This is a genomic window from Leptothrix cholodnii SP-6 (assembly GCF_000019785.1).
Taxonomy (GTDB): Bacteria; Pseudomonadota; Gammaproteobacteria; order Burkholderiales; family Burkholderiaceae_C; genus Sphaerotilus; species Sphaerotilus cholodnii.
Genome location: NC_010524.1, coordinates 4,145,034 through 4,166,760 on the forward strand (window position 1 = coordinate 4,145,034; position 21,727 = coordinate 4,166,760).

Genomic DNA, 21,727 nt, shown 5'->3' on the forward strand with positions numbered 1-21,727 from the left:
GCCATCCGCGCAGCGGGTCGCGCTTGATACACCTCGGGGTGACGATCCACCGCGCACTCAGCAGGGTGACCCGCGCCACCGCAACCGATCCGCCAACCGAACCATGCACCGACCTCGATCCGATCCGACAAGCACCGGGCACACGTCGCCCGACACCACCGGCCCACGCCGCAGGGCCTGGGCGGTCTGGTGTTGCGGCGCCGCCCTGCTGGCCGGCTGTGCGACGCCGTTGCCATCCGAGCGCAGCGACGCGGCGCCACCGATCGCCGTGCCCGGGTCGTGGGCGGTTCGGCCCGCCGGCCACGCCGACGCCGACTCCGCGCCGATCGACGGCGCCGCCCTGGCCCGCTGGTGGCGCAGCTTCGACGATCCGCTGCTGGGCGAACTGGTCGAACGCGCGCTGGCGGCCAACACCGACCTGCAACTGGCGCGCAGCCGCGTCATCCAGGCGCGGGCGCTGCGTGATGTCAGCGCCGCCGCTGCCTCGCCCAACCTCGACCTCTCCGGCAGCGTCGGCACCAGCCAGTCCGGCCGCGGCAGCAGCGCGCTGCGCAGCAACAGCTGGCGCGCCGGGCTCGACGCCAGCTGGGAAATCGACGTCTGGGGCCGCCTCGGTGCCGGCACCCGCGCCGCCGAGCTGGACCTGGCCACCAGCCGCGCCGACCGCGCCACCACCGAAGCCGGCGTCGCCGCCGAGGTCGGCCTGGCCTACGTGCAACTGCGTGGCAGCCAGCGCCAGCTGCGCATCGCCCGCGACAACCTCGCCGCGCTCGAACAGACCGCCCAACTGACGCAATGGCGCGCCCAGGCCGGGCTGGTCAGCTCGCTCGACGCCGAACAGGCCCGCGCCAGCACCGCGCAGCAGCGCGCCTCGATCGGGCCGCTGCAGAACAGCGTCGTGCAGGCCGAACACCGCATCGCCGTGCTGCTGGGCCAGCCGCCCGGCACGCTGCGCGCGTTGCTCGGCAGCGCCGACGAGCGCATCACCCCGCCGATCCCGCTCGCCGCGCCGATGCCCGCCGGCGTGCCGGCACAGGTGCTGCGCCAGCGCCCCGACGTGCGCGCCGCCGAGCTGGCCATCGACGCCGAAAGCCAGCGCCTGGCCGCCAGCCGCGCCGCCGGTCGGCCGTCGTTCGCGATCAGCGGCACGCTGGCCTTGCAGGCCGCCACGCTCGGCGCGCTCGGCAACCCGGCCGCGACGCTCGCCACGCTGGGGGCGGCGGTGAACTGGCCGCTGTTCGACGGCGGCGCCCGCGCCGCGCAGATCCAGGCGCAGCAGGCAGTCCAGGCGCAGGCGCAGATCCGCTACCAGGCGGCGGTGCTGACGGCGCTGGAGGATGTCGAAAACGCCCTCGCCGACCAGATCTACACCCAAAGCCGCCTGGCCGCCTACGAGGCCGGCGTGGCCTCGGCGCGCAACGCCCTGCTGCTGGCGCGCCAGCGCTACCAGGCCGGGCTGGTCGACTTCTCGACCCTGCTCGAAGCCCAGCGCACCGCGCTCTCGCTCGACAACGGCCTGGTCGCCGCTCAGACCGATCTGAGCCTGGGCCGCATCCGACTCAACAAGGCGCTCGGCGGTGGCTGGGCGGAAGAAGAATGAAGACACTGCCGCCCTCCTCCGCAACCGCCGCCGCGCTGTCCGACCTGCTCGGCAACGATGCCGGCCCATCCCGCTGGCGCCGAAGCGTGCCCTGGCTGATCGGCACCGTGCTGATCGCCGCCGCCGGCGCGGGCCTGTGGTTCGCCTTCGGTCCGTCGCAGACCGCCCCGGTGCGCTACACCACCGAGCCGCTGGCGCGTGGCGACCTGGCGCTGACCGTCACCGCCAACGGCAAGATCCAGCCGACCCGCTCGGTCAGCATCGGCAGCGAGCTGTCGGGCATCGTCGCGCGGGTGCGGGTGGACGTGAACGACCGCGTCAAGAAGGGCCAGGTGCTGGTCGAGCTCGACACCGCCAAGCTGCTCGACCAGATCACCCGCACCCGCGCCAGCCTCGCCGCCGCGCAGGCCGGCGTGGCGCAGGCCGCCGCCGCCGCCAAGGAGTCGCGCGCCAACCTGGCGCGGCTCGAAGAAGTGCAGCGCCTGTCGGGCGGCCAGGTGCCGGCGCCGGCCGAGATGGACAGCGCGCGCGCCGCGCTCGACAAGGCGATCGCCGAGCAGGCCAGCGCCCAGGCCGCGGTGGCGCAGGCCCGCGCCACGCTCAGCACCGACGAGACCAACCTCGGCCGCGCCTCGATCCGCTCGCCGATCGACGGCGTGGTGCTGACGCGCTCGGTCGACCCCGGCAACGCGGTGGCAGCGTCGCTGCAGGCGGTCACGCTGTTCACGCTGGCGGAGGATCTGACGCAGCTGCAGCTGTCGGTCAACGTCGATGAAGCCGACGTGGCGCAGGTGCAGGACGGCCAGAGCGCCAGCTTCACCGTCAGCGCCTGGGCCGGGCGGCGTTATCCGGCGACGGTGACGCGGGTGGCCTACGGCTCGACGCTGACCGACAACGTCGTCACCTACACCACGCTGCTGAGCGTGGACAACGCCGACCTCAGCCTGCGCCCGGGCATGACCGCGGTGGCCACCATCGCCACCAACGAGCGCCGGCAGGTCTGGCTGGTGTCCAACCGGGCGCTGCGCTACAGCCCAGGCAACGGCACGGCATCGGCACCCAGCCGCAGCGTGGTCTCGCAACTGATGCCGCGCATCCCCGGCTCGAACCGGCCGCGCAGCGCCACCACCGCCGCGCCGGTGGCCGGCCAGGCCGGGCGCATCTGGGTGCAGGAAGGCAGCGCCGCGCCACGCGCCATCACCGTCAGCATCGGCCTGAGCAACGGCCGGCAGACCGAAGTGAGCGGCGAGGAACTGCGCGAAGGCCTGCAGGTGCTGACCGGTGAAACGAGCGCGGGGGCGCAGCCATGAGCCCCGCCGAACCCTTGATCCAGTTGCGCGGCATCACCAAGACCTACGGCAGCGGCACGGCCGCCTTCCTGGCGCTCAAGGGCATCGACCTCGACATCGCCGCCGGCGAATTCGTCGCGGTGATGGGGCCGAGCGGCTCGGGCAAGTCGACGGTGATGAACCTGATCGGCTGCCTGGACACGCCCACATCGGGCGAATACCGCTTCAGCGACGTGCCCGTGCACAGCCTGAACCGAGATCAACGCGCGCTGCTGCGGCGGCGCCACCTCGGTTTCGTCTTCCAGGGTTTCAACCTGCTGGCGCGCACCAGCGCGCAGGAGAACGTCGAGCTGCCACTGCTGTATCGCGGCCTGGGCCGCGCCGAGCGCCACGCCGCCGCACGCGCCGCGCTGGCCGAGGTCGGCCTGGCCGGCTGGGAGCACCACGGCCCGGCCGAACTGTCGGGCGGCCAGCAGCAGCGGGTGGCGATCGCCCGCGCCATCGTCTCGCGGCCGACCGTGCTGCTGGCCGACGAGCCGACCGGCAACCTCGACAGCGCGCGTGGCATCGAGATCATGGAACTGCTGACGCGCCTGAACACCGAGCAGGGCATCACCGTGCTGATGGTGACGCACGAGCCCGAGATGGCGGCGTTCGCGCGCCGCATCGTCAGGTTCCGCGACGGCCGCGTCGAGAGCGATCAGCGGCAGGCCGCCCACGCCGAGCCGCCGCTCGAAACCGGCCACGCGCCGGCCATCACCCCCTCGGCACAGGAGGCCTGATGCTCTGGAACACGTTCCTGCTGGCGCTGCGCGAGATCCGCCGCAACCTGCTGCGCGCCGGCCTCACCACGCTGGGCATCGTGATCGGCGTGGCCGCGGTGATCACGATGGTCACGCTCGGCAACGGCGCCACGCGCGCGGTCCAGGACCAGATCTCCAGCCTGGGCAGCAACCTGCTGATGGTGCGGCCCGGCCAGCGCCTGGGCCCCGGGCGCGACACCGCCGGCGCACCGGCCTTCAGCATGGCCGACATCGAAGCCATCGCCGCCCAGGTCGGCGGCCTGCGCGCGGTGGCACCCGAGGTGCGCAGCGGCGTCACCGTGGTGGCCGACGGCCGCAACTGGTCGACCACCGTCACCGGCACCACCAACGAGTACTTCAGCACCAGCAGCTGGGTGCTGGCCAGCGGGCGCAACTTCAGCGACGAGGAGCTGGCCGGCGGCGCGGCGGTCTGCGTGATCGGTGCCACCGTGCAGCGCGAGCTGTTCGGCGCCGGCAGCGATCCGCTCGGCCAGCGCGTGCGCATCAAGGCGTTTTCGTGCGAGGTGATCGGCACGCTGGTCTCCAAGGGCCAGGCCGCGATGGGCCAGGATCAGGACGACACCGTGCTGCTGCCGCTGCGCACCGCGCAGCGCCGCGTCACCGGCAGCACCCGCATCGGCACCGTGCTGGTGGGCATGCAGGACGGCGCCAGCAGCGCCACCGTCACCGCCGCGCTGCGCAGCCTGCTGCGTGAGCGCCGCAAGCTGGCCGACGGCACGGACGACAACTTCAACATCCTCGACACCCGCCAGATCGCCGACACGCTGTCGGGCACCACCCGGCTGATGACCTCGCTGCTCGGCGCAGTGGCGGCGGTGAGCCTGCTGGTGGGCGGCATCGGCATCATGAACATCATGCTGGTGAGCGTGACCGAACGTACCCGCGAGATCGGCGTGCGCCTGGCCATCGGCGCGCTCGAGCGCGAGGTGCTGCTGCAGTTCCTGATCGAGGCGGTGGTGCTGTCGGCGCTGGGCGGGCTGGTGGGCATCGCGCTGGCCACCGTGGCTTCGCTCGGGTTGTCGTCGCTGATGGACCTGCCGTACCTGTTCCAGCCCGGCATCAACCTGCTGGCCTTCGTGTTCTCGGCCGGCATCGGCGTGGTGTTCGGCTTCGTGCCGGCGCGGCGGGCGGCCAGGCTGGACCCGATCGAGGCCCTGCGGCACGAGTGAGCACGAATGAAAAAGGGCCTGCGATGCAGGCCCTTCGGATCACCGCGCGAGGCGGCGGATCGATCACTTGGTCGGCGTGACGGGCTTCTTGACCGGCGCCTTGGCCGGCGCCTTGACCGGTGCGGCCGGCGCGGGCTTGCTGGTCAGCTCCTTGGAGGCCGGCGTGGTGCCGCCGTCCACACCCAGGCGCCCGCCGGTGCCCAGGCCACCCTTGACGGTCTGCGCCTTGTAGCTGCGCAGCGACTTGACCATCTGGTTGTACGAGTCGGCAAACGCCGACACGATCACCTTGCCTTGCGGCGTCTTCGAGTAGCCGCCACCGCCGCCACCCAGGCCGCCGGTGAAGGCGGCGCCGAACAGACCGAAGTCGTAGTTGGAGCCGGTGCCCTCGGAGGCCGAGATCTGCACGCCCGAACGGTTGTCGATCAGCAGCAGCGTGGTCGACGCCTCGTTCTTGCCCATCTGGCCGGCCACCGCGCCGATCAGGCCGAGCGCGCCGCCGCCGAGGAAACCGCCACCGCCGCCGGTCTTGCCGCTGAACTGGATTTCCGGGCGCAGGGTGTAGTCGGCCGACACCATCTGGCCGCCGCCGAAGTTGCTGCCGCCGCGCATCTCGCCGGACTTCTCAAGGTTGCGCTCGGCCATCATGTTGTTCATGCCGGCGCCGCGCTCGACCACCACGAAGCAGTTGCTCTGCTGGATCATCAGGCGGATCACCGGCACGGTCGAACCCAGCTGGCGCTCGCGCAGCTGGAAGTACCAGGGCGCGTTGGTGTCCTCCTGGACCGCGATCGTGCCGAGCGATTCCTCGCACTTCTCGAGCTGGCTGTTGGCGTTTTCAGCCGTCTCGCCACCGGCCGCGCCGCTGACGGTGCCCTTGTTCTCGCCCAGCTTGGGCGCGGTCGACAGGCAGCCGGTCAACAACAAGGCGGTGGCGACGGCAAGGGCGGGAAGACCGCGACTCAGGGGTCGACCGACCGACGACTGCAGGGTGTTTTCCACGGGATCCTCCTGGGGTTGAACCGCATCACATCGCGGTTAAGCAGAACTGAACTCGTGGAAGTGTAGGACGCAACAACGCCGTCAGAAAGGTATCCGATTGTGCCGAAGTGGGCATGTCGCAGTCCCGCGGCATGCCCGTCGACGGAAAACACCGGCACCGGCCGGATCAGAAATCGCCCTTGATCACCGGGAAGCCCAGCGCCTCCCAGTCGAGCATGCCGCCGCGGTAGTAATAGATCTTGTCGGCCGGGAAACCGTCGCGCGTCATGGCCAGGATGGCGGTCGGGCTCTGCGGACAGACCGGGCCGTTGCAGAAGGCGTAGACCTTCTTGGCGCTGCTGCAGTCCCAGCCCTTGCCGGTCTTCTTGCAGCCCAGTTCGTCCATCCGGCCGGCCACCTCGGTGTAGGGGATGTGATACGAGTTGGGGATGGTGCCGTTGACGCGGTCCTGCGACTCGCGCATGTCGACCAGCATCGCGTCGCGGTCGTTGAGGGCATGCAGGATCTCGATCTCGCCGACCGGGTGCACCCCGGCCACCGGCACCAGCGGCTGCAGCCAGCCCTTGTTCTTGGCGCAGGGCGTCATCGTGCGGGTGATCTCCAGCGGGCCCTTGGCGGTCTGGACGATGAACTTCTTGTCCTCGCCGATGATGCGCAGCAACTCCGGTTCGGCGGCCTGGACAGGCGCCAGCGTGGCGAAGCTGGCGCCCAGGGTGGCACACAGGGCAAGGAGCAGGCGGGCGGGAGAGGTCATGGCGGGGTCCGGATCAAGGAGGTTGCGAATGCGCCAAATTATCAGCCATCACTGATATAAGCGCATCCAAATATTCCCTGATCGACCCCCAGCCTCGGTGCAATCGCCCGGATCAGCCGCCCAGCGCCTTCCACAGCCCGACCCGGTTCTGCTGCTCGGCCAGCCGGGTCTGGACCAGCGCCTGCTCGGCGGCATACAGGCTGCGCTGGGCGTCCAGGCGTTCGAGTTCGCTGGCTGCGCCGGCGCCGTAGCGCAGCTCGGTCAGGCGGGCGATCTCGCGCGCGCTGGCGAGCTGATCGGCCTGAGCCTGGCGCTGGTCGCGCCAGGTGGCAAGGCCGTTCAGCGCATCGGCGGTATCCTTGAAGGCGGCCTGCACCGCGCGCTCGTACTGCGCCACCGCGATGTCGCGGCCGACCTTGCTGGCGTTGACGTTGGCCTGGTTGCGGCCGGCGTCGAACAGCGTCATGAGCGCCTGCGCACCGAGCGTCCATGCGAAGTTGCCACCCTGGAACAGGCCGCTGAACTGGCTCGACGCCTGGCCGGCGCTGGCGGTCAGCGTGATGCGCGGGAACATCGCCGCCCGCGCCGCGCCGATGTTGGCGTTGGCGGCCTGCAGCTGCTGTTCGGCCTGCACCACGTCCGGACGGCGCAGCAGCACCTCGGAGCTCAAACCGACCGGCACCTCGGCCAGCAGCGCGGCCCAGGCCGCGTCGGCGCCGGCGTCGTCCGGTGCAGGTGCAGACGTGTCGCCGGCCGGATCGAGCACCGGCGGCTGCGGCACCGCGTCGTCGGGCACCGGCCCGCCGAGCAGCAGCGCCAGCGTGGCGAGGTCCTGGCTGCGCTGGCGCAGCGCCTGCTGGCGCGCCACGCGGGCCTGCGCCAGCAGCGTGACGGCGCTCTGCTCCTCCAGCTTCGAGGCCGCGCCCGCATCCGACTTGATGCGCGTGAGCTTGAAGGTGGCTTCGCGGCTGGCCAGGGTGCGCTCGGCCACGCCGAGCAGCTGCGCATCGGCCACCAGGTTCAGGTAGCTCGACAGCACCGCGCCCACCAGCGCCAGCTCGGCGCTGCGCCGGCCGGCTTCGGTGGCCAGCAGCTGCGAGCGGGCGGCGTCGTTCAGGTTGCCGATGCGGCCGAGGAAGTCGAGCTCCCAGCTCGCCATCTGCAGCCCGGCGGTGTAGCTCTGGGCCTGGTTGCCCGATTGCGTGTTGGGCGCGCTGTTGGCGGCGACGCCCACGCCGATCGTCGGATAACGATCGGCCAGCGAGACATCGAGCTGGGCGCGGGCGCGTTCGACGTTGAGCGCAGCCACCCGCAGGTCGCGGTTGTTGGCCAGCGCCAGCTCGACCAGCCGGCGCGGCGCCGGGTGGCGCACGAAGTCCTGCCAGGCCAGCGGCGCGGCGGGGGCCGCACTGGCCGATGCGGCTTCGGCCGCCGCGAGCGGCAACTGGGTCGGCACCGGCGCGGCCGGGCGCTCGTAGGTGGGCGCCAGGCTGCCGCAACCGGCCAGCAGCAGCGCGGCGGACAGCGTCAGGAGTGAAGGTTGGGACATGCTCATTTCTCCGTGCGGCCCAGCGCTTCGGCGGCCGCGGCATCGTTGGCAGCCGACGAGATCGTGCCGCCCAGATGCATCAGGTGGGTGCTCGGGAACAGGCGCCGGATGACGACGAAGAACACCGGCACCAGGAACACCGCCAGCACCGTGGCGGTGATCATGCCGCCCATCACGCCGGTGCCGATGGCACGCTGGCTGGCCGAGCCGGCACCGCTGGCGATCGCCAGCGGCAGCACGCCGAGGATGAAGGCGAACGAGGTCATGATGATCGGCCGAAAGCGCAGGTGGCAGGCTTCGAGCGTGGCTTCGAGCAGGCCCTTGCCTTCGGCCTGCAGGTCCTTGGCGAACTCGATGATCAGGATCGCGTTCTTGGCGGACAAGCCGATGATGGTGATCAGGCCGACCTTGAAGTAGACGTCGTTGGGCATGTCGCGCAGCCACACGCCCGACAGCGCCCCCAGGATGCCCAGCGGCACCACCAGCAGCACGGCCACCGGGATGCTCCAGCTCTCGTACAGCGCGGCCAGGCACAGGAACACCGCCAGCATCGAGAACGCCAGCAGGATCATGGCCTGCGAGCCCGAGAGCTTTTCCTCGCGCGACTGGCCGGTCCACTCGAAGCCGAAGCCCGGAGGCAGCTGGGCGGCGAGCCTTTCCATCTCGGCCATGGCGTCGCCGGTGCTGTAGCCCTTGGCGGTGTCGCCGCTGATCTTCATGGCCGGATAGCCGTTGTAGCGCACCGTCTGGATCGGGCCGACCACCCAGCGCGTGCTGGCGAAGGCCGACATCGGCACCTGCTGGCCGCGGTTGTTGGGCACGTAGAGCTTGAGCAGGTCCTCGGGCTGCATGCGCGCGCTGGCCTCGGCCTGCACCACCACCCGCTGCAGCCGGCCGGCGTTCGGGAAGTCGTTGATGTAGGCCGAACCGAACGAGGTGCCGAGCACGCTGGCGATGCTGTCGAAGCCGACGCCCATCGCGGCCGCGCGTTCGCGGTCGATGTCGAGCTGCAGCTGCGGCGCGTCTTCCAGGCCGTCCGGACGCACGCCGGCCAGCACCTTGCTCTGGCTCGCCATGCCCAGCAGCTGGTTGCGCGCGGCCAGCAGGGCGGCGCGGCCCTGGCCGGTGCGGTCCTGCAGCCGGAAGGTGAAGCCGGTGGCATTGCCCAGCTCGGGGATCGGCGGCGGGCTGAGCGGGAAGATGAACGCATCGCGGATGCCCATCAACGCGCCGAAGGCCCGCCCGGCCAGCGCCTGCGCCGACTGCGCCTGCCCCTTGCGCTCGCTCCAGTCCTTGAGCGGCACGAAGGCCAGCGCGGCGTTCTGGCCGGCGCCCGAGAAGCTGAAGCCCAGCACACCCACCACCTTGGCGACCTCGGGCTGCTTCAGGAAGAAGTCCTCGACCTGCGCCATCACCGCCTCGGTGCGCTCGATCGCCGCGCCCGGGGGCAGCTGCACGTTGACGATCAGGTAACCGGCGTCCTCGTTGGGCAGGAAGGAGGTCGGCAGCCGGGTGTACATGAAGCCCACCGCCGCCAGCACCACGCCGTAGATCACCAGATAGCGCCCGGCCTTGCGGATGATGCGGGCCACCAGCCCCTCGTAGCCATGCGTGGTGCGCTTGAAGGCGCGGTTGAACCAGCCGAAGAAACCCTTCTTCTCGTGATGGCCCGGGTCGATCGGCTTGAGCAGCGTGGCGCACAGCGCCGGCGTGAGCGTCAGCGCCATCAGCGCCGAGAACAGCATCGACGCCACCATCGACAGCGAGAACTGGCGGTAGATGTTGCCCACCGAACCGGCAAAGAACGCCATCGGCACGAACACGCTGACCAGCACCACCGTGATGCCGATGATGGCGCCGGTGATCTGGCCCATCGCCTTGCGGGTGGCCTCGACCGGGGAGAGGCCCTCCTCGGCCATGATGCGCTCGACGTTCTCGACCACCACGATGGCGTCGTCGACCAGGATGCCGATCGCCAGCACCATGCCGAAGAGTGTGAGCACGTTGATCGAGAAACCCAGCGTCAGCATCACCGCGAAGGTGCCCAGCAGCGCCACCGGCACCACGATGGTCGGGATCAGCGTGTAGCGGAAGTTCTGCAGGAACAGGAACATCACCAGGAACACCAGCGCGATCGCCTCGATCAGCGTCTTGACGACCTGCTCGATCGAGATGCTGACGAAGCGCGAGCTGTCGTAGGGCACGTCGTAGCTCACGCCCTCGGGCATGAACTGCTGCAGCTCGGCCAGGCGGGCCTTGATCGCCTGGGCGGTGGCCAGCGCGTTGCCGGTGGGCGCGAGCTGCACGCCGATGCCGGTGGCGGTGACGCCGTTCAGGCGGGCCGAGGTGGCGTAGGTCTGCGCGCCCAGCTCGATGCGGGCGACGTCTTTCAGGCGCACGCTGGAGCCGTCGGCGTTGCTGCGCAGCAGGATCTCGCCGAACTGCGCCACGCTGGCGAGCTGGCCGCTGACGGTCACGGTGGCGTAGGTCGACTGCGCCGCCACGCTGGGCAGACCGCCGATGCTGCCGGCCGAGACCTGGATGTTCTGGGCCCGGATCGCGGCGTTCACGTCGGCCGGCGTCAGGCCCAGGCCGACCAGCTTGGCCGGGTCGATCCAGATCCGCATCGCCCGCTCGGTGCCGAACAGCTGGGCCTGGCCCACGCCGGGCACCCGCAGCAGCTCGGGCTGGATGTTGCGCGCCGCGTAGTCACCCAGCGCGACCGGGTCGTAGGCCGGGTTCTTGGACGTCAGCATCACGAACAGCAGGAAGTTCGCGCGCGCCTTGTCGACCCGCACGCCCTGCTGCACCACCGACGAGGGCAGGCGCGGCGTGGCGCGGCTCAGGCGGTTCTGGATCTCGATCTGCGCGATCGACACGTCGGTGCCGGGCTCGAAGGTGGCGGTGATCTGGCCGCTGCCGTTGGCGTCGGCGCTCGACTCCATGTAGATCAGGCCCGGCGCGCCGTTGAGCTCCTGCTCGATCACGGCCAGCACGCTGTCTTCGAGCACCTGCGCCGAGGCGCCCGGATAGGCGGTGTTGATGACGATCGACGGCGGCGCCACCGTCGGGTACTGCGCCACCGGCAGCTTGGTGATGGCCGCACCGCCGAGGATCAGGATGAACAGCGCGATCACCCACGCGAAGATCGGGCGGTCGATGAAGAATTGCGAATTCATGCGTGCGCCCTCAGCGGCTGGCCGCCACGACGGCCGCGCTCGCAGCCGGCGGCGCCCACGGCACCGGCGTCACCGGCGTCTTGGGCCGGATCTTCTGGAAGCCGTCGACCACCACCTGCTCGCCCGGCTTCAGGCCGTCGAGCACCACCCACTGGTTGCCCAGCGCCGAGCCGATCTTGACCGTGCGCTGGCTGACCGAGTGGTCGGCCCCGACCACCAGCACCGTGTCGCCGGCCACGCCGCGGGTGACCGCCTGCTGCGGCAGCACCATGCCGTGATCGGCCTGCGCCTGCTCCAGCCGCACCTTGACGTACAGGCCGGGCAGCAGCAGGCCCTGCGGATTGGGCAGCTCGGCGCGCAGCGTCACCTGGCCGGAGGTGGCGTCCACGCTCAGGTCGGTGAACAGCAGCTTGCCGGGCAGCGGGTAGAGGCTGCCGTCGTCGAGCACCACGCGGATCGGCGCGGCCTGCCGACCACCGTCCTTGCCGAGCTTCTTGAGCGAGCCGCCCTCGATCGCGCGGCGCAGCCGCAGCACCTCGTTGGCCGACTGCGTGAAGTTGACGTAGAGCGGGTCGGTCTGCTGGATGGTGGCCATCAGCGTGGCCTCGCCCTGGCCGACCAGCGCGCCTTCGGTCACCAGCGCGCGGCCGATGTGGCCGCCGATCGGGGCGCGCACCGCGGCGTATTCGACATTCAGGCGGGCGGTCTGCACCGCGGCGCGGGCGGTGGCCAGATCGGCCTGGGCCTGCTTGAGCGCGGTCTGGTTGAGCACCCACTCCTGCTGGCTGATGACCTTGGCGGCGGCCAGCGGCTGGTTGCGGTCGAGCGTGGACTGCGCCTGCGCCAGGTTGGCCTCGGCCTTGGCCTGCACGGCCAGGGCGCTGTCGAGCTGGGCCTGGAAGCTGGCGGCGTCGAGCTGGAACAGCGACTGGCCGGCCTTGACGTCGCTGCCTTCGGTGAACAGGCGCTTCTGCACGATGCCGGCCACGCGGGACCGCACCTGCGCGGTGCGCCAGGCCTCGAGCCGGCCGGGCAGCTCGGTGGTCAGGCCGACCGACGCCGGCTGCACCGTGACCACGCCCACGCTCGGCGGCGGCGGCATGCCGCCGCCGCCCGGGCCGGCCGCGCCGGGCGCTGCCGTTCCACCGCCACACGCCACCAGCAACGCCGCGCTCAGCACGCTCAGCGCCAGGACCCAGCCGGTCGAAACCCGCATCGATCGATTCATACCCGCCATCACTCACCCCTCAGAACACAGAGCCGACCGTTGCGACCCGACAAAACCCGGGCTGGAACTTTTTGATTCAAGCCGGGTCAGGATCTTACATACAATCGTGCATGTATGTTAATCGACACCCTCGTAAACCCGGTGCCGCCGCACGGACAACGGTTGACGCTGCGCCGCCGTTATGAACACACCGCCTGACTGACGCATCACCCGAAGTACCCCATGGTCCGACGCACCAAAGAAGAAGCCGCTGCCACCCGCGAACACCTGCTCGACACCGCCGAGCAGGTGTTCCTGGCGCGTGGCGTGTCGCGCGCCAGCCTGCTCGACATCGCCGCCGCCGCCGGGCTGACCCGCGGGGCGATCTACTGGCACTTCAAGGACAAGGCCGAGCTGTTCCTGGCGATGCTCGACCGCATCATGCTGCCCTGCGAAGCGGCGTCTTGCGACCTGACGCTGCAGGCCGGCGGAGATTTCGAGCAAATGCTGCGCCAGGCGGTGCTGCAGCCGCTGCAGCGCCTGTGCGCCGACGAGCGCACGCGGCGGGTCTTCACCGTCATCATCCACCGCACCGAATACGGCGACGACATGCTCAGCGTGCGCACGCGCCACCTGCAGGCCATCGCCGACTGGACGGCCGGCATGGCGACCCTGCTGCGCAGCGCCCGCCAGCAGCGCCTGATCCACGCCGACGTCGACCCCGACCTGGCCGCCCGCGGCCTGTTCGCGCTGGTCGACGGCCTGCTCAGCCAGGCCACGCTGGCGTCCGACCCGGCCACGATGCTGGCGGCGGGCGAGCAGGCGGTGTCGATCTTCCTGGCAGGGCTGCGGGCCGATCGGACCGCCTGAGCGGTGCCGCGCGGCGTCAGCGCACGTCGATGACCTCGGCCTCGGCCGGGCGCTCGCCGCGCGAGCGGCGTTCGGCGGCGGCACGCACATGCGCCGGCAGGCGGCCGATCAGCCAGCGCATCACCAGCGGCACCAGCACCGCATCGTCGAGCCAGCCGACGATCGGCAGCATGTCGGGGATGAAGTCGACCGGCGACAGCACGTAGGCCACCAGCCCGATTGCCGCCCACTTCAGCCAGCCCGGCGCCTGCGGGTGCTGCAGGGCAAACCAGAGCAGCCGCACATCGTGCCTGACCACGGTCCACAAGACGGCGATGCGTTTCCACATGGCGGATACCTCCGAAGACGAGCGCGCGAAAGAAAGGCAGAGTGCCATCAACGGACCAGGCGCGCGCCGGGACGACAGATCCCGCTGCAGCCCCCGCCCGTTCGGCGTCGATCCGGTGAACGCTCGAACGTCGTGCAGCAGGTGCAGACTGTGCACCCCCTCGACCTGCCATTCGAAAGGAATCCCGACATGACCACAGGCACCGTTCGTTTCCACCGCGTCCTTCGTTCGAAGCCCGAGCGGGTCTACCGCGCCTTCCTGGACGCCGATGCCCTGTCGAAGTGGCTGCCGCCGTACGGGTTCACCTGCAAGGTGCACCACCTGGACGTGCAGGTCGGCGGCACCTACCGGATGTCGTTCACGAACTTCGCCAGCGGCAACGGGCATTCGTTCGGCGGCCAGTATGTCGAACTGGTTGCGGACGAGCGGATCGTCTACACCGACCGGTTCGACGATCCGAACCTGCCCGGCGAAATGCGCACGACCATCCGCTTGCGGCCGGTGTCGTGCGGCACCGAGATCACGATCGTCCAGGACGGGATCCCGGCGGTGGTCCCGGTCGAGATGTGCTACCTCGGCTGGCAAGAATCGCTGGAACAGCTGGCCAGGCTGGTCGAGCCCGAAATCGCGGACTGACCCCGGCGCCGTCGATCCTTGACGGCATCGGGGCTGTTGGAAGACAGTCGGGACACGGTGGCCGCGCATCACGGGCGGCCACGACAACGCCAGACAACCCGACAGGAGCCCTGCCATGGCCATCGCGCACTTGAGTTCAGGTGAATCGATCGACGTCCGTCCGCTGGGCGCGGGCATCCAGGGCGCGCAGACCCTCGCGCTGTTCAAGTCGGCCGATCTGGAGGTGATGCGGCTGGTGCTGCCCAAGGGCAAGGGCATGGCCTCGCACAGCGTGCAGGGCGACATCACGCTGCAGTGCATGGAGGGCGAGATCGAGGTGTCGGTGGACGGCCGCTCGAGCATGCTCGAGGCGGGACACCTGATGTACCTGTCGGGCCGGGTGCCGCACTCGCTCACGGCGAGGGTCGATGCGTCGGCGCTGCTGACGATCGCGCTGCGCAAGTAGGCGCCGGCGCGCTGCGCGCGGCCTGATCATTCGCCTTGTGCCCGCGCCCCCAAAGGCGTAGCCTGACTCCACGATCCACCCAGACAGTGCCCGACCCTGTCAGCGGCCGGGTGCGAAGGAGACTGCGACATGTCGAGCCTAGCCCCGAGCAGCGCCGTTGCCGCGCCCAGCGACGCTGCGTCCTCCCCCCGACCGATCCCGATCCGAACGCTCGCACTGGTGGGGCCGGCCGCCGCGGGCAAGACCAGTCTGGTCGAGGCGCTGCTGCAGCAGGCCGGCGTGATCGGCGCAGCCGGCAGCGTCGAGCGCGGTGGCACGGTGAGCGATTTCGATGCCATCGAGCGCCGCATGCAGCACTCGCTGACGACCAGCGTGATGCACCTGCAGCACCACGACACCCGCATCCACCTGCTCGACACCCCCGGCAGCGCCGACTTTCTCGGCCAGTCGCTGCCCGCGCTGGAGGCGGTCGAAACCGCCGCGATCGTGATCAACGCGACCACCGGCGTCGAGCCGATGGCGCTGCGCATGATGGCCTACGCCGCCGAGCGTGCGCTCGACCGCATCGTCATCGTCAACCGCATCGACGCCCCCGGGGTCAAGCTGGCCGATGTGCTGGCGCAGATCCAGGCCGCCTTCGGGCGCGAGTGCCTGCCGCTGAACCTGCCGGCCGCGGGCGGGCGCGAGGTGGTCGACTGCTGGTTCGCACCCGAGGCACAGCCGGGCCACGAGGCCGATTTCTCGTCGGTGGCCGCCGCGCACCGGGCGCTGGTGGAGCAGGTGGTCGAGGTCGACGGCGATTTCGTCGAGCGCTATCTCAACGACGGCGACGTGGCCACCAGCGAGCTGCATGCGCCGCTGGAGCAGGCGCTGCGCGAGGGGCACCTGATCCCGGTGCTGTTCGTCTCGGCCAGGACCGGCGCCGGCGTGGCGCAGCTGCTGGACGTGATCGAACAGCTGCTGCCCGATCCGAGCGAGGGCAACCTGCCCGATTTCTACCAGGGCGAGGGCGACGCCGCCCGCTTGATGCACGCGGCGGTCGACCCCGCGCAGCACGTGCTGGCGCATGTGTTCAAGGTGGCGATCGATCCCTACGTGGGCAAGATGGGGATCTTCCGCGTGCACCAGGGCACCGTCACCGCCAACAGCCAGCTGTACGTGGGCGACGGCCGCAAGCCGTTCAAGGTCGGCCACCTGTTCATGCTGCAGGGCAAGGACCACGTGGAGGTCAGCCGGGCGCTGCCGGGGGACATCGTGGCGGTGGCCAAGGTCGACGAGATCGCCTACGACGCGGTGCTGCACGACGCCGCCGAGGACGACCACATCCACCTCAAGCCCCTGAACTTTCCGCTGCCGGTGCACGGCCTGGCGCTCAAGCCCAGGCGGCATGGCGACGAGCAGCGGCTGGCCGAGGTGCTCGCCAAGCTGGCCGCCGAAGACCCCTGCCTGCGGGTCGAGCAGGTGGCGAGCACGCAGGAGACCGTCGTCTACGGCCTGGGCGAGCTGCACCTGCGCGTGCTGCTGGAGCGCCTGCGCGAGAACTACCGCGTCGAGGTCGACACCGCGCCGCCGCGCATCGCCTACCGCGAGACCATCACCACCTCGGCACAGGCGCAGTACCGCCACAAGAAGCAGAGCGGCGGCGCCGGCCAGTTCGGCGAGGTGCACCTGCAGGTCGAGCCGCTGCCACGCGGCGCGGGCTTCGAGTTCGTCGACGTGGTCAAGGGCGGCGCGATCCCCGGCCAGTACATCCCGGCGGTCGAAAAAGGCGTGCGGCTGGCGATGGACGCGGGCGTGATCGCCGGCCACCCGGTCGTCGACGTGCGGGTGACGGTGGTCGACGGCAAGCACCACAGCGTCGACAGCAAGGAGATCGCCTTCGTCACCGCCGGCAAGAAGGCCTTCATCGCGGCGATGCGCGAGGCCCAGCCGATCGTGCTGGAGCCGGTGGTGGACGTGGAGATCACCGCCACCGACGACCACATCGGCGACATCACCGGCGATCTGGCCTCGCGCCGCGGCGAGGTGCGCGGCACCGACCGCATGGCTTCGGGGCTGGCCAGCGTGCGCGCGCGCGCGCCGCTGTCGGAACTGTCGGGCTACCAGCTGCGGCTCAATGCGCTGACCCGCGGCGAGGGCCGCTACACGCTGGCGATGTCGCACTACGACGCGGTGCCGCCGAACGTGCAGGCCGAGATGGTCAAGGGCTATCAGCTGCGCGACGAGGACTGAGCGGACGAGGCGCGGGCGCGTCCACACGGGCGCCCCGCGCTGCGTTCAGTGCACGTCCTTGCGGAACACGGCCAGAAAGGCCCCGGCCTTGCGGCGCCAGCTGACCCGCTCGTCGGACAGCGCATCCAGAAAGTCCGACAGGCTCTTCGACTTGGCCACGGTGAACACCGTCAGCGCCACCGCACCGAAGGCGGTGAGGCCGAACACCAGCAGCCGCTGCGGCAGCGGCGCCTCGTCCATCGCCAGCAGATTCATGCCCAGCAGGCCGGTGGTGAGCGCGCCGATCAGGCCGGCGATCGTCACCACCGTCAGCCGCACCACCGTGTTGGCCTGGCGGCGCAGGCTGTCGGTGTCGAGGTAGCTGTTCATCTCGGTGACACGCTGGCGCACCTCGGCGTAGAGCGTGTCGAGTTCGAGGTGGTTCGCGCACAGGCGAAACAGCTCGCGGGTCTGCGCCTGCTCGGAGATCTCGTGGAACCAGTAGCGGTGCGTGAAGCGCAGGAAGTTCTCGAAGTTGCCACGCACCGCGCGCTTGAAGCGCTTGACCGAGCCGGCGTCGTCGATCGCAAGCTGGTCGAGCGCCACCACCATGCGGTCCGAGAACATCAGCAGCGCCGCCTTCTGGAAATGCGCGATCAGGAACAGCAGGAACTGCTGATGCCGGAACTGCGCCAGCACGCCGCGCTCGAGGTCGACGAAGAACGTCGACTTGGCGCTGCCCACCACCACCAGCGCCGGGCCGCAGCACATGTAGCGGGTGTGCGGCGCCACGCCGGCGCTGCACCAGAAGCGGTCGTAGCAGTAACGCGCCTCGAAGTCGGACAGGTGTTCGCTGGCATACGGCAGACCCGCGGGCAGACCCGGTGGCAGGCCGATGCCCGGCGCGGGCCCGGTGCCGACAGCCTGCTCGGCAGCAGGCGCCACGACACCCTGGCCGGACACCAGCCCCAGGCGCACGAAGTCGGCGCGGCTCAGCTCGCGCGGGTCGTCGAGCGCCAGGTAGGCGGTCACCGGCATGCGGTGGAACTCGATCTGGCGGTAGCGCAGCGCGCCGGGCAGATCGGCCTGATCGGGCACCAGCGGTTCGAGCAGCCAGCGCCAGTGCGCCGCCAGCCGCGGCGCACGGTGCGTGGCGACGTAGGACAGGAAGGCATCGCGCTGGTTCGCGTCGGTGCGCGCCAGCACCTCGCCCTGGTGGCCGATCCACATCGCGTCGGCCGGGCAATGCAGGCCGCGGCCCTGGGCGTCCCAGCCTGGCGGATAACCGCGGCCGAAGCGGTACAGCACCTCCTGCGCCACGTTCAGCGGCAGGTCGCGGGCGCTGACCTCGACGTTGAGCGCGATGACGTCGACGTCGTAGAAGAAATACAGGTCGACGTGCTCGACCTTCAGCTCGATCGGCTCGGCCGCTTCGGTCAACTGCAGGCGCACACGCGCCACGTCGTGGCGGCGCAGCACGTGCATCGACGAGGCCCCGCCGGTGCGCCCGCCGGCGCCCCGTTCGGCACCCTCGCCGTACAGGAAACGCTGCACGTACGGCAGGAAGGTGACGAACTCGTTGTAGTGGCGCTCGTGGAAGTCTTCCGGGTCGCCGGTGTACTCGTCGATCACCTCGCGCCACGGGCTGCCGGGCATGGCGTGCAGCAGATGCTTCCAAGGCCGCAGCGGGTCGGCCACGCCCTCGCGGGGCATGAGTTGCAAAGGCCAGAGCAGGCTCTGGCGAAACTGGCGGACGAGGGTCATGCGGCCGATTGAACCCCGCGATCAGGGCTTGGGCAAGCTGCCGACCACGCCTTGCACGAAGAAGTCCATGCGCGCGATGCCGGCGTCGGCCATCGAACCTCCGGACTGACGCACGCGGCCGTCCTGGTCGACCAGCTTGCCGCCGAACGGATGCAGCTTGCCCATCGCGATGGCACGCTCGCGTTCGCGGAACTGATGTTCGACGTCGGCCGGCACGGTCTTGGCGAGCGGCGCCATCTTGATCACGCCCTGGCGCAGCCCGGCCCAGTAGGGCTGCGGTTTCCAGCGCCCGGCCGCCACCGCCTGCGCCACCTGCGTGTAGCGCTCGCCCCAGACGTGCGTGACGCTGGTCAGCTGCGCGGTGGGCGCGATGTGGCGCATGTCGCTCTGGTAGCCCAGCAGCATCACGCCCTTCTCCTCGGCCAGCTGCGGGATGGCGGTCGAGCCGCTGTGGTGGGTCAGCGTGTCGGCACCCTGGCCGAGCAGCGCCAGCGCGGCGTCACGCTCCTTGGCCGGGTCGAACCAGGTGTTCAGCCACGTCACCTTGACCTGCGCCTTCGGGTTGGCCGCGCGCATGCCCAGCGTGTAGGCGTTGATGCCCTGGATCACCTCGGGGATCGGGAAGCCCGCCACGTAACCCGTCACGCCGGTCTTGCTCATGCGACCGGCCAGGTAGCCGGCGAGGTAGCGGCCCTCGTAGAAACGGGCGTTGTAGCTGTTGACGTTGGCGGCGGTCTTGTGGCCGCCCATGTGCTCGAAGGCGACCTTGGGGAACTCCTGCGCGACTTTCAGCGCCGGCTCGAGGTAGCCGAAGCTGGTGGCGAAGATCAGCTGGTAGCCCTGCCCGGCCAGGTCGCGCATCACGCGTTCGGAGTCGGGGCCTTCGGCGACGTTCTCGACGTAGGTGGTCTGCACCGCCGCGCCGAGCTTGCTCTCCATCGCCAGCCGGCCCATGTTGTGCTGGTAGGTCCAGCCGGCGGTGCCGACCGGGCTGACGTAGACGAAGGCGACCTTCAGCGGCGGCTTGGCCGCGGCGCCATCGGCAGCCAGGAGAGCGGGGGTGGTGAATGCGGCACCGGCGGCAATCAGCGTGGACACGCTGGCGCGCAGGAGGTTTTTGTACATGGTGTTCCTCGACATGGCCCGGATTGAAAGACAAACCGCCTGCGGGGGCACGCAGGCGGCTGGCGGGATTGTCGCAGAGCAGCACGAAGCCGGCGACGGACGAAAGCGCCCACCGGCGCCTGCGTGCGTCAGCCGGACAGGCCCTGGAACGAGGTGTCGGCGTCGGCCCGGCCCGACGACAGGTAGAGCCGCAGCACCGGGGCCTCGGCGTCGTGGTCCCACAGGCGCACCAGCACCTCGAACTGGCGCCCGCCGATGCGCAGAACGTCGCCGCGCACGGGCGGCACGGCGTGGCCGGCCCAGAACTGGGGCACGGTGACGTTGGCGTGGCGCATCCAGGTCCGGTCCTCGCGGCTGAAGACCAGATCGATGTTGAGGGGATGGGTGCTCATGACATGTCCTCCTGATGGGCGGACGTCAATCTACCTCGCCACGGGACACCCTGCCCAGGTGCAAATGCAACGCTTCGTCAACCGTTCAGCCTGACACCACCCGCATCGCGGGGCGCTGCGGTTCGGGCTCGGAATCGAAGCGCTCGAAGCCCGTGTAGCAGAGGAAATGCCGGTTCGCGGCGCGGCCGAACAGCGTCATGCCGAGCCGGCTGGCCATCTCGTGGCCCATCGCCGTCACGCCGTTGCGCGAGACGATGATCGGCACGCCGATCTGCGCCGCCTTCATCACCATCTCGCTGGTCAGCCGGCCGGTGGTGTAGAAGGTCTTGTCGCCACCCTCGACACCGTGCAGCGCCATCCAGCCGCTGATGGTGTCGATCGCGTTGTGGCGGCCGACGTCCTCGACGAACATCAGCATCTGCGCGCCGCAGAACAGCGCGCAGCCGTGCACCGAGCCGGCCTTGCGGTGGATGCTGTCCTGCTGGCGCATGGTCTCGAGCATGCGGTGCAGCGTGCCCTGGCGGATGCGCGCCACCGCCGGGTCGGGCAGCTTGAGCGACTCGATCTGGCTCATCATGTCGCCGTACACCGTGCCCTGGCCGCAACCGGTGGTGACGACGCGGCGCGCGGTGCGGGCGTCCAGATCCTTCAGCCCGCCGCGTGTGCTGACGCCGGCGGCGGCGACGTCCCAGTCGACCGTGATCGACTCGATCTGATCGACCCGTTCGACCAGCCGCTGGTTGAGCAGATAACCCAGCACCAGCAGCTCGGGGATCGCACCCAGCGTCATCAGCGTGACCAGCTCGCGCTTGTCGACGAACACCGTCAGCGGCCGCTCGGACGGGATCAGGATCGGCCGCTGTTCGCCGTATTCGTCGAGGATGCGAATCTCGCGCAGCAACTCGCCACGCGCCTGCGTCAGACGCGGCGCGCCGGGCACCGCCACCCACGCCGCAGGGGCGCACAGGGCCGACATCACTTCGCTGCTGGCCGACATGGCGGGCGCCTACTTCTTGTCCGCAGCCGGCGCGGCAGCGGTCACGGCAGGCGCGCTCGCCGCGGCCGCGACGGGCGCCGGCGGCGTGTAGACGAACGGGCCCGGATCGGCGCAGGGCGGCGTCGCCACCGGCGGCCTGACGTCCTTGCCGGCCTGCTTGGCCGACGCCAGGTAGGCCGCGGCCACCCGGTCCATCGACTTGCACAGCAGCCAGGCCTCGACCTTGCCGCCGTGCGCGGTCTTGGCCGCGGCTTCGGCGGCCTTGGCCTTGGCTTCGTCGCCGGGCGGCGGCAGCTTGGCGCTGACCGTGGCGGCGAACAAGGCGCCGACCAGGCCGGCGCTCAGGATGGCGTATCGGTTCATGGGGGACTCCGCTGATTCGGGAT

The 21,727-nt window shown here is 70.5% G+C and carries 19 protein-coding genes; 8 read left to right on the forward strand and 11 right to left on the reverse strand.

What is annotated here, in order from left to right; all coding sequences use genetic code 11:
- The first annotated feature begins 103 nt into the window (after nucleotides 1-103).
- Genes LCHO_RS18445 through LCHO_RS18460 form a run of 4 tightly spaced genes read left to right on the forward strand, consistent with a single transcriptional unit; the run spans nucleotide 104 to nucleotide 4,882 of the window.
- Entirely contained in the window at nucleotides 104-1,600 is a 1,497-nt protein-coding gene (locus tag LCHO_RS18445; RefSeq protein WP_012348707.1) for an efflux transporter outer membrane subunit, read from the forward strand.
- Nucleotides 1,597-2,910, forward strand: a complete 1,314-nt coding sequence (locus LCHO_RS18450; RefSeq protein WP_012348708.1) for an efflux RND transporter periplasmic adaptor subunit — start codon at nucleotides 1,597-1,599, stop codon at nucleotides 2,908-2,910. The genes LCHO_RS18445 and LCHO_RS18450 overlap by 4 nt, the downstream gene beginning before the upstream one ends.
- Nucleotides 2,907-3,671, forward strand: a complete 765-nt coding sequence (locus LCHO_RS18455) for an ABC transporter ATP-binding protein (protein ID WP_012348709.1) — start codon at nucleotides 2,907-2,909, stop codon at nucleotides 3,669-3,671. Before LCHO_RS18450 ends, LCHO_RS18455 begins: the two co-directional genes overlap by 4 nt.
- On the forward strand, nucleotides 3,671-4,882 hold the full coding sequence (locus LCHO_RS18460) for an ABC transporter permease (protein ID WP_012348710.1): 1,212 nt from the start codon (nucleotides 3,671-3,673) through the stop codon (nucleotides 4,880-4,882). The genes LCHO_RS18455 and LCHO_RS18460 overlap by 1 nt, the downstream gene beginning before the upstream one ends.
- Nucleotides 4,883-4,945: 63 nt before the next feature.
- Here LCHO_RS18460 and LCHO_RS18465 read toward each other — a convergent pair whose 3' ends face one another.
- The 5 genes from LCHO_RS18465 to LCHO_RS18485 form a co-directional block, all read right to left on the reverse strand.
- The gene (locus tag LCHO_RS18465) at nucleotides 4,946-5,884 is read right to left on the reverse strand and encodes a CsgG/HfaB family protein (protein WP_012348711.1); all 939 of its coding nucleotides are present in this window, start codon (nucleotides 5,882-5,884) and stop codon (nucleotides 4,946-4,948) included.
- A gap of 166 nt (nucleotides 5,885-6,050) precedes the next feature.
- On the reverse strand, nucleotides 6,051-6,638 hold the full coding sequence (locus tag LCHO_RS18470; protein WP_012348712.1) for a rhodanese-like domain-containing protein: 588 nt from the start codon (nucleotides 6,636-6,638) through the stop codon (nucleotides 6,051-6,053).
- A gap of 112 nt (nucleotides 6,639-6,750) precedes the next feature.
- Nucleotides 6,751-8,187 (reverse strand): efflux transporter outer membrane subunit, encoded by a 1,437-nt coding sequence (locus LCHO_RS18475; protein WP_012348713.1) that lies wholly within the window; start codon nucleotides 8,185-8,187, stop codon nucleotides 6,751-6,753.
- A 2-nt stretch (nucleotides 8,188-8,189) separates the two neighbouring features.
- A complete protein-coding gene (locus LCHO_RS18480) occupies nucleotides 8,190-11,366 on the reverse strand; it encodes an efflux RND transporter permease subunit (RefSeq protein ID WP_012348714.1) in 3,177 nt (1,058 codons plus the stop codon).
- Nucleotides 11,367-11,376: 10 nt separating this feature from the next.
- The gene (locus LCHO_RS18485) at nucleotides 11,377-12,582 is read right to left on the reverse strand and encodes an efflux RND transporter periplasmic adaptor subunit (RefSeq protein WP_223210467.1); all 1,206 of its coding nucleotides are present in this window, start codon (nucleotides 12,580-12,582) and stop codon (nucleotides 11,377-11,379) included.
- A 234-nt stretch (nucleotides 12,583-12,816) separates the two neighbouring features.
- Between LCHO_RS18485 and LCHO_RS18490 the strand changes: the two genes are divergently transcribed.
- Nucleotides 12,817-13,443 carry a TetR family transcriptional regulator gene (locus LCHO_RS18490; protein WP_012348716.1) on the forward strand — a complete coding sequence of 209 codons (627 nt, stop codon included), beginning with the start codon at nucleotides 12,817-12,819 and terminating at the stop codon, nucleotides 13,441-13,443.
- Between the two features lie 16 nt (nucleotides 13,444-13,459).
- Here LCHO_RS18490 and LCHO_RS18495 read toward each other — a convergent pair whose 3' ends face one another.
- Nucleotides 13,460-13,771, reverse strand: a complete 312-nt coding sequence (locus tag LCHO_RS18495) for a YkvA family protein (protein ID WP_012348717.1) — start codon at nucleotides 13,769-13,771, stop codon at nucleotides 13,460-13,462.
- A gap of 189 nt (nucleotides 13,772-13,960) precedes the next feature.
- On the opposite strand from LCHO_RS18495, the gene LCHO_RS18500 reads away from it, so the two are divergent.
- From LCHO_RS18500 to fusA, 3 genes are all read left to right on the forward strand, one after another.
- Nucleotides 13,961-14,407, forward strand: coding sequence for an SRPBCC family protein (locus LCHO_RS18500; protein ID WP_012348718.1), 447 nt, complete (start codon nucleotides 13,961-13,963; stop codon nucleotides 14,405-14,407).
- A 115-nt stretch (nucleotides 14,408-14,522) separates the two neighbouring features.
- Nucleotides 14,523-14,852: a cupin domain-containing protein gene (locus LCHO_RS18505; protein WP_012348719.1), complete on the forward strand. Its 330-nt coding sequence runs from the start codon at nucleotides 14,523-14,525 to the stop codon at nucleotides 14,850-14,852.
- 129 nt (nucleotides 14,853-14,981) lie between these two features.
- A complete protein-coding gene (gene fusA, locus LCHO_RS18510; RefSeq protein WP_012348720.1) occupies nucleotides 14,982-17,084 on the forward strand; it encodes an elongation factor G in 2,103 nt (700 codons plus the stop codon).
- A 45-nt stretch (nucleotides 17,085-17,129) separates the two neighbouring features.
- Here the strand turns inward: fusA and LCHO_RS18515 are convergent, their stop codons facing one another.
- The 5 genes from LCHO_RS18515 to LCHO_RS18535 form a co-directional block, all read right to left on the reverse strand.
- Nucleotides 17,130-18,827, reverse strand: coding sequence for a magnesium transporter CorA family protein (locus LCHO_RS18515; protein WP_012348721.1), 1,698 nt, complete (start codon nucleotides 18,825-18,827; stop codon nucleotides 17,130-17,132).
- Between the two features lie 21 nt (nucleotides 18,828-18,848).
- Nucleotides 18,849-19,952: a BMP family ABC transporter substrate-binding protein gene (locus LCHO_RS18520; protein ID WP_012348722.1), complete on the reverse strand. Its 1,104-nt coding sequence runs from the start codon at nucleotides 19,950-19,952 to the stop codon at nucleotides 18,849-18,851.
- Nucleotides 19,953-20,080: 128 nt separating this feature from the next.
- On the reverse strand, nucleotides 20,081-20,344 hold the full coding sequence (locus tag LCHO_RS18525; RefSeq protein WP_012348723.1) for a hypothetical protein: 264 nt from the start codon (nucleotides 20,342-20,344) through the stop codon (nucleotides 20,081-20,083).
- A gap of 85 nt (nucleotides 20,345-20,429) precedes the next feature.
- Entirely contained in the window at nucleotides 20,430-21,341 is a 912-nt protein-coding gene (locus LCHO_RS18530; protein ID WP_012348724.1) for a formate dehydrogenase accessory sulfurtransferase FdhD, read from the reverse strand.
- Nucleotides 21,342-21,350: 9 nt separating this feature from the next.
- Complete coding sequence (locus LCHO_RS18535; protein ID WP_012348725.1) at nucleotides 21,351-21,704, reverse strand: hypothetical protein; 354 nt, start codon at nucleotides 21,702-21,704, stop codon at nucleotides 21,351-21,353.
- Nucleotides 21,705-21,727 lie beyond the last annotated feature (23 nt).